This window comes from Adhaeribacter sp. (genome assembly GCF_057359045.1).
In genome coordinates, this window is record NZ_JBMQUD010000078.1 from 69,264 (window position 1) to 80,770 (window position 11,507).

The 11,507-nt window shown below is 43.4% G+C and carries 8 protein-coding genes; 5 read left to right on the plus strand and 3 right to left on the minus strand.

From position 1 onward, the window contains the following. Positions 1-11: 11 nt before the first annotated feature. On the plus strand, positions 12-2,081 hold the full coding sequence (locus tag ACO1R6_RS12510; RefSeq protein ID WP_486265198.1) for an insulinase family protein: 2,070 nt from the start codon (positions 12-14) through the stop codon (positions 2,079-2,081). 135 nt (positions 2,082-2,216) lie between these two features. On the opposite strand, the gene ACO1R6_RS12515 is transcribed toward ACO1R6_RS12510, so the two are convergent. Continuing rightward, positions 2,217-2,966 (minus strand): hypothetical protein, encoded by a 750-nt coding sequence (locus ACO1R6_RS12515; protein ID WP_486265199.1) that lies wholly within the window; start codon positions 2,964-2,966, stop codon positions 2,217-2,219. A gap of 227 nt (positions 2,967-3,193) precedes the next feature. Beyond that, positions 3,194-4,108, minus strand: coding sequence for a DUF72 domain-containing protein (locus ACO1R6_RS12520; RefSeq protein ID WP_486265200.1), 915 nt, complete (start codon positions 4,106-4,108; stop codon positions 3,194-3,196). A gap of 324 nt (positions 4,109-4,432) precedes the next feature. On the opposite strand from ACO1R6_RS12520, the gene ACO1R6_RS12525 reads away from it, so the two are divergent. The 3 genes from ACO1R6_RS12525 (at position 4,433) to ACO1R6_RS12535 (ending at position 8,619) form a co-directional block, all read left to right on the plus strand. Continuing rightward, complete coding sequence (locus tag ACO1R6_RS12525; RefSeq protein WP_486265201.1) at positions 4,433-5,248, plus strand: septal ring lytic transglycosylase RlpA family protein; 816 nt, start codon at positions 4,433-4,435, stop codon at positions 5,246-5,248. 225 nt (positions 5,249-5,473) lie between these two features. Continuing rightward, positions 5,474-7,117, plus strand: coding sequence for a TldD/PmbA family protein (locus ACO1R6_RS12530; RefSeq protein WP_486265202.1), 1,644 nt, complete (start codon positions 5,474-5,476; stop codon positions 7,115-7,117). Between the two features lie 170 nt (positions 7,118-7,287). Further along, complete coding sequence (locus ACO1R6_RS12535) at positions 7,288-8,619, plus strand: TldD/PmbA family protein (protein ID WP_486265203.1); 1,332 nt, start codon at positions 7,288-7,290, stop codon at positions 8,617-8,619. Positions 8,620-8,820: 201 nt separating this feature from the next. Here ACO1R6_RS12535 and ACO1R6_RS12540 read toward each other — a convergent pair whose 3' ends face one another. Next, positions 8,821-9,942: a glycoside hydrolase family 43 protein gene (locus tag ACO1R6_RS12540; RefSeq protein WP_486265204.1), complete on the minus strand. Its 1,122-nt coding sequence runs from the start codon at positions 9,940-9,942 to the stop codon at positions 8,821-8,823. A 666-nt stretch (positions 9,943-10,608) separates the two neighbouring features. On the opposite strand from ACO1R6_RS12540, the gene ACO1R6_RS12545 reads away from it, so the two are divergent. After that, positions 10,609-11,370 carry an MBL fold metallo-hydrolase gene (locus ACO1R6_RS12545; protein ID WP_486265205.1) on the plus strand — a complete coding sequence of 254 codons (762 nt, stop codon included), beginning with the start codon at positions 10,609-10,611 and terminating at the stop codon, positions 11,368-11,370. Positions 11,371-11,507 lie beyond the last annotated feature (137 nt).

Sequence of the window (11,507 nt, forward strand, 5' to 3'; positions counted from 1 at the left end):
TTAGCCTAATCATGAAGAAATTATATATTACTTTACTTGCCGCCAGCCTGGGTTTGCCGGCGGTATTTGCCCAAACAAAGCAAACGCCACCGCCACCGGGCCCGGCGCCCACTGTAACCGTAGGCCAGGCCGAAACCTTTACTTTAAAAAACGGACTTAAAGTTTACGTAGTAGAAAATCACAAAGTACCTACCGTATCCATTTCGTTAATATTAGACAACGACCCGCTGGTACAAGGCGATAAAAACGGCTACGTAGACTTAGCCGGCTCTTTGCTGCGCACCGGCACCAAAACCCGTTCCAAAGAGCAACTCGACGAAGAAATTGATTTTATTGGGGCTGATTTAAGTACGTTTAGCAACGGCTTAAGTGCCTCGGCCCTGAAAAAGCACCTGCCCCAGTTATTTAACTTAACCGCCGACATATTAATAAACCCGAAGTTTAAGCAGGAAGAACTCGATAAACTAAAAACCCAATCGCTGTCGGGTTTAGCCTCGGCCAAAGCCAACCCCAACCAGGTAGAACGGATGGTCCGGAGCACTTTGCTTTTTGGCCGCAATCATCCGTACGGCGAACCGCTTACCGAAAAATCAATCGGTAATGTAACCCTGACCGATGTTCAGAATTATTATAACAACTACTTTAAACCTAATGCCGGTTACTTAGCCATTGTGGGCGATGTAAACACCAAAGAAATAAAGAAGCTGGTTAAGAAATATTTCGGCCCCTGGAAAAAAGGCAACGTACCTGAGTTTACCGTACCGGCACCCGCCCCTATTACCGGTACCCGTGTAGCCATTGTCGACCGGCCCGGTGCGGTACAAACCGTATTATCTTTCTCGAACCAGGCCGATTTAAAACCAGGCAACGAAGATGCCATTGCCGCCAGCGTAATGAATAATATATTGGGTGGCCCCTACTCCCGCCTGATGAATAACCTGCGCGAAAAGCGGGCTTACACCTATGGTGCTTACTCGCAGTTAAACCCCGATAAATATATAGGGCAGTTTACCGCGTCTACCAGTGTCCGGAATGTAGTAACCGACAGCGCCGTAGCCCAGATGGTGCTAGAACTTTATCGTATGCGGGCCGGCCAGCCCGAAGCAACTGAGCTGCAACGGGCCAAAAGCATGGTATCGGGCAGTTTTGCCCGTTCTTTGGAAAACCCCGAAACGGTTGCTTTGTTCTCAATTAACACAGCCCGGTATAATTTACCGAAAGATTATTACGCCAATTATCTTAAAAATGTAGCTGCTGTATCGCCCGAAGCCGTGCACCAGGCGGCGCAGAAATATATTACCCCTACTAACGCTTATATTTTAGCCGTAGGCAACGCCGATTATATTGAGCGCCGCCTGGCTCGCTTCGACGCCGACGGCCAACTGGAATATTATGATGTAAACGGCAATAAGGTAGAGCGCGCTTCGCTGGAAGTACCCGCCGGAATGACCGCCGAGAAAGTATTAGACAGCTACATTCAGGCCCTGGGTGGCCGGGCTAACCTGGAAAAAATTAAAGATGTAAAAATCACCAGCAACATTAACTCTCCGGCTGCTACTTTAACCATGACCCAATTGCAAAAGGGGAACGATAAAATTTACCAGTCGTTGCAATACGGCAGCAACGAAGTGCAACGCACCGTAATAAACGGCACTAAAGGAAAATCGCAAGGCAACGGTCAAACACGCGCCCTAAACCCCGACGAAGTAAAAGAACAAAAACTTAAGTTAGGTTTTACCAATGTCCTGACGCTGGATAAAATGGGGGTTAAAAAGAACCTGATTGGCATGGAGCGCCTGAATGGACGGGCTACTTACCGGGTAGAATTAACCATGCCCAACGGCAAACGCACCATTTACTATATCGATTCGGAAACCGGTTTAAAACTTCGCGAAATGGAGATTGAAGAAACTACCCTTGGCAACGCTACCCAAACCACCGACTTCGGTGATTACCGCGAAGTAAATGGTGTTAAATTTCCGCATCGGATGTTGTTATACGCCGGCCAGCAAGGAGTACTTACCGAGGTACAAAGTATAGAAGTAAACAAAACTATTCCCGAAGACCGCTTTAAGTTATAATTACAACCGAGCTAAAGTTATAAAGAGGAGAACTGCTGTACAAAGGCATTTCTCCTCTTTATATTTTATACCTATAATTTTTATACCTATAATAATATAAGTAACCAAGTTTAGCACCGATTCACTTAAATTAATTTATAAAGCAAAAGGTAATTCGGAGTTTACCTTTGCTTTTTTTACACCTTTTTTAACTTTCGGATAAAGACAGGCACAACTCCAGATTAATTCCATAGAATCTACATCTCGCTTCATTATTTCAGCTAGTTTAATTGTTCCTATTAGCCAGCCTAATGTAAGCACCCCTAAACAAATATTTATCAGTGATAAACTTATTTCAGGTATATAATTACTAGCTAAAATAAGAGGACTCAAACCACCTATCAACAAACCTAAAACAGTAGCAATAGCCCAATTCCAACCCATATAGTGGTAACTTCGTCTACGACGTGCCCACTCAATCAGATGCGGAGGAGCATCTGTATGATATAGCCAAACAAATATGGCATCGGCGGGCATTTTATTAATGCACTTTAAATCTTCTTCTTTCTGAGATTGATTTGCCCCATTGTAATTCTCGATTATTGATTTTTTTACCCTTTCTGCTACTTGCTCGCGTGCTTTATCGGTAAAAGCTTTTTTGCGCAGGTGCAGATAGGCAGTATAAATTCCCTGAATTGTTATACCTATAACGGATGCCGTTACCACTAGAGCAATCAAAGAAGATACATCCTTTAAATGATTTTCCTGTTCGGGCTTTACATCCATTATCCATTCAAACACTTTGATGGCCAACAAATCGTGAAAAATATAAAGACCGATATAAATAAAAAAGATAAGAACAATGCCAGTAAGTGCGTGCCTTACTATAAAGTGAAAATCTCCCATCAGAAATTTCTATAAATACTATCTCATGAATCAAATATTTAGTTAAACAATCAAAATACAGATAGCTTAAAATAATACTTAATACTTTAAGCTCTACAAAGGAGTAAAATCAAGAGTTAATAAATATATATTTTTATTTTATAAATGCAAAATAAAATGAAAATATTCATAAAATAAAAATTGATAAATGTCGATATCCTTTACTTTCGAGCTTACTAAAACTAGTATCAAAACAAACTCCCTTGCACCGGCTGCGGAATAGGCTTGGGCTTCTCCAGCTTTATTCCACATTGTAGTGCCAGTTGGTCTAGAAAGTAACTAATTAATACCGGCGCTTGAGCGATATTTTCCTGATGAATAAAAAAGTATAGCTTTTGTAAGCCCAACTCAAACCATATTTTTAAGCGGGCAACCCATTCATCAATACGGATATAGTCCGATGGAATTAAGCCATACCCCATAAACCGGATAAAAGCCGTAGGGCTCGTCAGGCGCATGTGCAACACGTCCCGGCGGCCGGCCACATCCGAAAGAACTGTAGCCAATCCCAGCGCCTCTAAAACGGCACATACCTCCTGAAAGCCTGCCTCCTGGTTAAACCAGTTTTTTTCCCGTAACTCCAACGCCAACGGAATAGCAGCCGGCCAGGCACTTAAGTACTGCTCTAAAACAAATAAACTGCGGGTACCAAAAGTTGGCGACAGTTGCAGAAAAGCACAACCCAAATGTTCTTCGAGGCCTTGCAAGCTATTTACAAAAGCTTGGGTTACATCCTGGCTGTTTTCTAATTGCAATTCATGGCTGATGAGTTGCGGCAGTTTGGGGCAAAAGGTAAAATTGGGCGACACGGTTTCGTGCCAGCGTTTTATGGTAGCAGCATCGGGTATGCGGTAATGGGTAGTGTTTAACTCAATGGTATTAACCTGACGACTGTACCAGTACAGTTGTTCAGATGCCGCTACGCCAGCCGGGTAATAACTGCCCACCCAAGGCTTATTGTTCCAGGTAGGACAACCTACGTATACCTGCGGCTGCAAGTATGTTAACCGCTCTGCGGTTGTTAAAACACGGGCTGTATCCGGATGATCGGGTGGTAACTTGAAGTTAACGGTAGTTATATTATCTACTTTGCCAAAATCCATTATTTACCTATTTAAATGCCATTTTTAAACCATTATCTAGTACTTTATTCATAAATAATTACAGCGTGCCAGATCACCCGATACATATACTTAAATAACATACGTATAAACACGTATTTTTTATTTGCTAAAGATTTGAGTAATATTAAATTTATCCTATATACATATTTTTTCAATATCTAGAAAAAACTGCTTATAAGAGCTGTATGAAAAGATTTTCGATCTAATTAGAAGCCCTTAAAATCATTATTTTCTTTTTGTCGTCTCCCCTACTACACCGGTCACCCACATCGCCCTAGGGCCTTAAAATTAGTTTTTCTCAAAATGGTTCGTAATTTTGCAACCTCACCAATAGATGAACACATGCGTATTACGAAATTACACTATGTATTCAGCTTTATTTTTATCTTATCGCTTTGCCTAACTAACACCACTTTTGCCAAAAAGAAGGGCAAAATTCAAAAAGGATTAGCAACTTGGTACGGCACGCATTTCCATGGCAAGCCAACTACCAGCGGCGAAGTTTACAACAAACATCGCATGACCGCGGCTCATCCTTCTCTTCCGTTTGGCACTAAAGTTAAAGTTACCAATCAAGAATCAAAAAAATCAGTAATCGTCCGGATAAACGACCGGGGACCATTTGGCAATAAACGCCGCATTATTGATTTATCTGAAGCAGCCGCCCGCAAAATAGATTTATACGAAGATGGCTCGGCACCGGTAACTGTAGAAATAATTCCGGCTTATGCTTCTTCCCGGGTAAAGAAATCCAAAGCAAGAACCCTGGCGAAAGCCGCTAAACCTACCAAAACACCTGAAGCAGAACTAAAACCAGCAACGGCACCCACGCCAGAGCCAGCTCCCCAGGTTGTGCAGTTTGAACCAAATAAAAATACCCTCAATATCCAGCCGTTGGTATATACCTTGTTAAAAGATTCTTTCTATAGCACCGATGCCCGGAAAAACTTAAACTTCCGTCAGCACTTAGCCTTTAGAGAAGAGGAATTAAATAGCTATTGGGTGCAGCGGGTATTGGCCAACCAGTTAGGGAGCCGTGCCCAGGCCGAAGAATATACCTCTAGGTTAGGTAAAAGCGGTATTTCTGATTTAGCGATACAACTGCCCCAAGCCTCCTGAGCAGGATTTATTATTCTGGTACAATAAGATAAAAAATAAGCTAATACGTAACACCCTGCTGCTGCCCGTAGCCGGGTGTTTCTGCTTACCAACAACGTTACTTAAAACAAACCTGGCCAGCTTGCTTTTCTGACCAATATTTTATTTATTTAAATAATATTCATTTAACAGGTTGTTTATACAAACCCTGATACCGGAATATTTAATAAATAATTAAGATTTGCTTTGAAAAGACGTGATTTTATTCAGTTAACTTCTCTGGGTATAGGCAGCCTGGCCCTCACCGATATACCGGTTTTTGGCCGACCAATTGCACCCGAAGCGGCTTTGGAAACTTTAGATGTAGCGGTTAAAAAACGCCTGGCCGATGCGGCTTTAAATGCAGCTAAATCCAACGGGGCTACTTACGCCGATGTGCGGATTGGAAGGTATTTACAGCAATATTTATTTACCCGTGAGCAGCAGGTGCAAAATATTGTAAACGCTGAGTCTTTTGGAGCAGGCGTGCGGGTGCTGGCTAATGGTACCTGGGGCTTTGCGGCTACCAACACCGTAACCGAAGCCGGTTTGGCCAATGCCGCCGCGCAGGCAGTAGCTATTGCCAAGGCCAATGCCAAATACCAGAAAGAACCCGTACAACTGGCTGCCGTAAGCGGCACCGGCGAAATAAACTGGCGTACCCCCATTGTAAAGAACGCTTTTGAAGTACCCGTAGCCGAAAAAATAGATTTACTCTTGAACGCCAACGCCAAAGCCCAGGCTAACGGCGCCAATTTTGTAAGCTCCAATTTATTTCAGGTAAACGAACAAAAATATTTTGCTTCTACCGATGGTTCTTACATCGACCAGGATATTCACCGCATCTGGCCCACTTTTACGGTTACCGCTATAGATAAAGCTACCGGCAAATTTAAAACCCGCGAAGCCTTGAGCGCACCTATGGGCATGGGCTACGAATATTTAAGCACCCCTGCCCCTAAAGTTGCGGGCCCCACCGGCACCGATTTGCAAGGCTACAACAAGTATTACGATATTCTGGAAGATGCCGCCCTGGCCGCAAAGCAAGCCCAAGCTAAACTTACCGCTAAATCGGTGTTGCCCGGCAAATACGACCTGATACTGGAACCTAATCACCTGGGTCTAACTATTCACGAATCGGTGGGGCACGCTACAGAGCTGGATCGGGTACTGGGCTACGAAGCCAATTACGCGGGCACCAGTTTTGCCACACTAGATAAATGGAAAACTAAAAACTTTAAATACGGGAGCAAGCTCGTTAATATTTTTGCCGATAAAACCCAGCCCGGTTCGCTGGGCTACGTGGCTTACGACGACGAAGGGGTAAAAACCAAACGCTGGGATTTAATTAAAGACGGGGTACTGGTAAATTACCAGGCAACCCGCGACCAGGCCCATATTATCGGTGAAAAAGAGTCGCACGGCTGTAGCTACGCCGATAACTGGAGTTCGGTGCAATTCCAACGTATGCCCAACGTTTCGCTGGCGCCCGGCAAAACCAAGCTTTCGGTTAATGATTTAATCAAAAATGTAGAAAAAGGTATTTATATCGCCGGCCGGGGTTCGTACTCTATCGATCAGCAGCGCTATAACTTCCAATTTGGCGGTACGGTATTCTACGAAATTAAAGCGGGCAAAATTGTAGGTATGCTCGATGATGTAGCTTACCAATCGAATACCCAGGAATTCTGGAATTCCTGCAGCGCCATTTGCGACGAAAGTGATTATCGGATGTTCGGTTCTTTTTTCGACGGCAAAGGCCAGCCTGCCCAAATCAGCGCGGTATCGCACGGTAGTGCTACCACCCGATTTAACGGGGTTAACGTAATTAACACCGCCCGTAAGGTATAATATTTAGCGGGTAGGTATTAGCTTTAAAATATTGATAACACAGACCCTATAGGTTAATTTAAGCTATAAGCTTTATTATTGACCCAGCTTAAAAATAAATACCTCAGGTTTAAAAAATATTTAAAATTTTATTAAGCGTTAATAGCTTACTGCTAAAAGCTAATTTAAATATGGCCATATTATCTAAAGAAGAAGCACAAGCCATTTTACGCAAAGTACTTAGTTACACCAAAGCTACCGAGTGCGAAGCCAATTTAACCGGCAGCCTGGGCGGCAATATCCGGTACGCCCGCAACAGCGTGTCTACGAGTGGTAGTTCTGAAAATATAGCTTTAGCCGTTGAAGCCCGTTTTGGTAAACGTTCTGGCACTGCTACTATTAATGAATTCGACGATGCCTCTTTGCGCAAAGTAGTACAACGCGCCGAAGAAACGGCCCGTCTGGCCCCAGAAAATCCCGAATATGTAGAACTGCTGGGGCCACAGCAATATTTACCCGCCAACGCTTATTTCCCGACTACCGCCAATATAAAACCCGAGTACCGGGCCGAAGCCGCCGGAAAAAGCATAGAACTGGCCAACGCCAAAAACCTGACGGCAGCGGGTTTCCTGGAAGATGCATCGGCTTTTCGGGCTAAAATGAACTCGAAAGGCTTATTTGCTTACGATCAAAGTACTAACCTGGAGTTTTCGGTAACCATGCGCACCGCCGATGGCACCGGTTCGGGTTATGCTACCCGCGATGTAAGCGATGTAACCAAATTTGATGCAGCCGAAGCCTCGCAGTTTGCCATTGCCAAGGCAATAGGTTCTACCAACGCCAAAGCCATTGAACCCGGCAAATACACCGTAATTCTGGAGCCAGCCGCTTTGGTATCTAACACCGATGCCAGTTTGTTGGGCGCGCTCATGAACAGCCTCGATACCCGCTCTGCCGACGAAGGACGTAGCTTCCTGGCTAAAAAAGGCGGTGGCAACAAACTCGGCGAAAAATTATTTGATGAACGAATTACCATTTATTCTGACCCTACCAATATTCAAATTCCAACGGGTACCTGGGCGGGCGATGGCCGCCCCCTGGAAAAAGTTACCTGGATTGAAAAAGGCGTGGTAAAAACTATGCCGTCTGCGCGGTTTTGGGCCCAAAAGAAAAACATTAAATCGGTGCCTCCACCAGCCGGTTTTATTGTGCAGGGCGGCACCAAATCGGTAGAAGAAATGATTAAAACCACTGAGCGCGGAATTCTGGTAACCCGCCTGTGGTATATCCGGGCCGTTGACCCGCAAACCTTGCTTTATACTGGCCTTACCCGCGACGGTACTTTCTTTATTGAAAACGGTAAAATAAAGCACCCCATCAAAAATTTCCGGTTTAACGAAAGCCCTATTATTATGCTGAACAACCTGGAAGAACTGGGCAAGCCCCAACGCATGGGGGGCCATTTAGTACCGCCTATGAAAATCCGGGACTTTACTTTTACCAGCCTTTCCGATGCCGTATAGTCTGATAAGAATAAGCATTTAAAATCAGCTTATTACAAGTAAATAAATGCTACTCGCTTATCAGTGTGTACGAATTAAACAAACACACCCATATTTAGCTTTATTAAATATTAAAACGGAGTATTAATTTACATCGGCATCAATAATAAAAAAAGGCACCTGTTACATAACAAGTGCCTTTTTTTATGAACGCCAATTAACTTATTTGGTATAAGCTGTAATGGTTTCGATGGTGCCGTCCGGGCGGTGTTTTAGTTCGGTAACTTTTACGCTGCGCAAATGGGTTTGGCCACCCGATAATTCGCTGTCGTGGTAAAAGAGATACCATTTACCGTTTACCTCTACAATAGAGTGGTGGTTCGTCCAGCCAATAACCGGGTTTAGAACTACGCCACGGTAGGTAAAAGGTCCGTAAGGATTATCGCCGGTGGCGTAAGCGATAAAATGGGTATCGCCGGTAGAGTACGAAAAGTAATATTTGCCGTTGTATTTGTGTAGCCAGGCAGCTTCAAAAAAGCGGCGATTATTGTCTTTGGCCAGCAGGGGTTTACCCGTTTCGTCTAAGATTTGTATATCCCGCACGGGTTCATCAAATTGCAGCATGTTTTGGCTCAATCGGGCAACTTTGGGGCTTAAAGCAGGTTGGTCGTCTTGCGGATATTCATCTTTGGGGTTATACTTTCCCGTGCTCCAACGTTGTAGTTGTCCGCCCCAGATACCCCCAAAATACATGTACGATTTTCCGTCGGTATCGGTAAATACTGCCGGGTCCATGCTAAAGCTATTCTCAATAGGTTTGGCCTCTGCTTTAAAGGGCCCCACCGGCGATTTACTTGTAGCTACGCCAATCCGGAAAACATCTTCTTTATCTTTAACCGGGAAATACAAGTAGTAAGTACCGTTTTTAAAAGCAGCATCGGGAGCCCACAACTGCCGGCCGGCCCACGGAATATCTTTAACGTCCAGCGCCACACCATGGTCCGTTACTTTTCCGCCTATACTATCCATCGACAGAATGTGGTAATCGCGCATCGCAAAATGGTCGCCGTTGTCGTTTTGCGGAATGCCGGCTTCAATGTCGTGCGAGGGGTAAATATAAATTCTACCATTAAATACGTGGGCCGAAGGATCGGCAGTATAAATATTGGTTACCAACGGTTTAGAGATGGCTTTTTGCTGAGTACTATCGCTATTAGTAGCCGTACCCTCCTGGGTTGCTTCGGTTTGGGCAGTATTCCCGTTCTGATTGCCGCAAGCGTTTAAGAAAATACCGGCTCCTAGCAGCAGAAAGAAGGCAGGTTTAAAAAAAATATTTTGGGTCATGGTTTAGGTTAATTAATGATTTGGGCAGATATAAAGGTTATACGGCGTAAATAGTTATTAATTGAATAATGGGCTACTTAGTTATTGTCAAAAATACAATAATTAATATCCATCGCCAAATATTAATTTATTTAGAAAAAATTATTTTATGAATTTAATCTCAAATTAATTTCCTCATCTTTTAAGCTTAGGATTAAGACACATTCCTGCCATCTCGGTCATTCTGCAGAATCCGAAGAATTCCAGAATCTTGGTTCCAGAAGAATCTTCTGGTTAGGAAGTAAAACAGGTAATTAAGCATAACGGTAAGTAGTCGGTATGGCTTTCTACCCAAAAGATTCGCTCCAGAAATAACAGAAGCAGGAAGAAACTTTATAGCAAATGAGCCATTTCATAGTTGTGTCCAAATGGTAGATCTTTTAAGCTCGAAACAGCATAAAATGAGTAGCAAATATGGTGTAAGGAATTATTTAATATAAACCGGATCCGCTTACAAAAGGTAATTCACTTTAAAATTTATCTTCGGTATATTTAATTCAAGACGTAAATAAAATAGGCAGGTGAACATTTTTATTATCTTTAAACTACTACGTTTATAGAATAATCGTACTAACACTGGCCAAACATTAAGCTATGGCAATTGTTTACCCCTAAACTTATTATCTCATGAAACTAAAGTACCTCTTACTCACCTTGTTTACTTTTACTATGTTACAGGCTTATGCCCAGCGGGCAACTCCCGATAAGCTGGATACTAAAAAAGGACCGCTTACCATTCAGCCGGTACAACATGCTTCGGCTGTTTTAAAATGGGACAACAAAACCATTTACGTAGATCCGGCTGGTGGCGCTAACTTTTTTGCCGGCCTGGATACGCCTGATTTAATTTTAATTACTGACATTCACGGCGACCACATGGACCTTAAAACCCTGGCAGCCATAAATACATCTAAAGCAACGTTTGTGGTACCCCAGGCGGTAGCCGACATGTTGCCCCCTGCTTTTAAACCCAAAGTGGTGGTACTGGCAAATGGTGCTAAAAACACTAAATTTGGCGTTACTATTACAGCGGTACCCATGTACAACCTCCCCGAAACGGCTGATTCCCGTCACCCCAAAGGGCGCGGCAACGGCTATGTACTAACTATTGGTGATAAAAACCTTTACTTTTCCGGCGATACAGAAGATATAGCCGAAATGCGTGCCCTTAAAAATATTGATGCAGCATTTATTTGCATGAATTTACCTTATACCATGGATGTAGACCAGGCGGCCCAAGCCGTATTGGCCTTTAAACCCAAAATAGTATATCCATACCATTACCGGGGCCAGAATGGCTTAAGTGACGTTGCCGCCTTTAAAACCCAGGTAAATGCCGGCGATAACAAAATAGAGGTACGCTTACGTAACTGGTACCCAGGTACATAAAAAAGAAACCCAGCGTAAAGGCTGGGTTTCTTTTTTAGCTAAATATTATCGCAGGAATAGTTATAATTAATTAGCCGGCTTTTTATTAACCCGATAGCCCGACTAAATAAATAATGCGGATTTTAACTACCGGGCAA

Coding starts and splice junctions, on each gene's coding strand:
- ACO1R6_RS12510 (WP_486265198.1), top strand. CDS start 12: ATGAAGAAATTATATATTACTTTACTTGCCGCCAGCCTGGGTTTGCCG.
- ACO1R6_RS12515 (WP_486265199.1), bottom strand. CDS start 2,966: ATGGGAGATTTTCACTTTATAGTAAGGCACGCACTTACTGGCATTGTT.
- ACO1R6_RS12520 (WP_486265200.1), bottom strand. CDS start 4,108: ATGGATTTTGGCAAAGTAGATAATATAACTACCGTTAACTTCAAGTTA.
- ACO1R6_RS12525 (WP_486265201.1), top strand. CDS start 4,433: ATGGTTCGTAATTTTGCAACCTCACCAATAGATGAACACATGCGTATT.
- ACO1R6_RS12535 (WP_486265203.1), top strand. CDS start 7,288: ATGGCCATATTATCTAAAGAAGAAGCACAAGCCATTTTACGCAAAGTA.
- ACO1R6_RS12540 (WP_486265204.1), bottom strand. CDS start 9,942: ATGACCCAAAATATTTTTTTTAAACCTGCCTTCTTTCTGCTGCTAGGA.
- ACO1R6_RS12545 (WP_486265205.1), top strand. CDS start 10,609: ATGAAACTAAAGTACCTCTTACTCACCTTGTTTACTTTTACTATGTTA.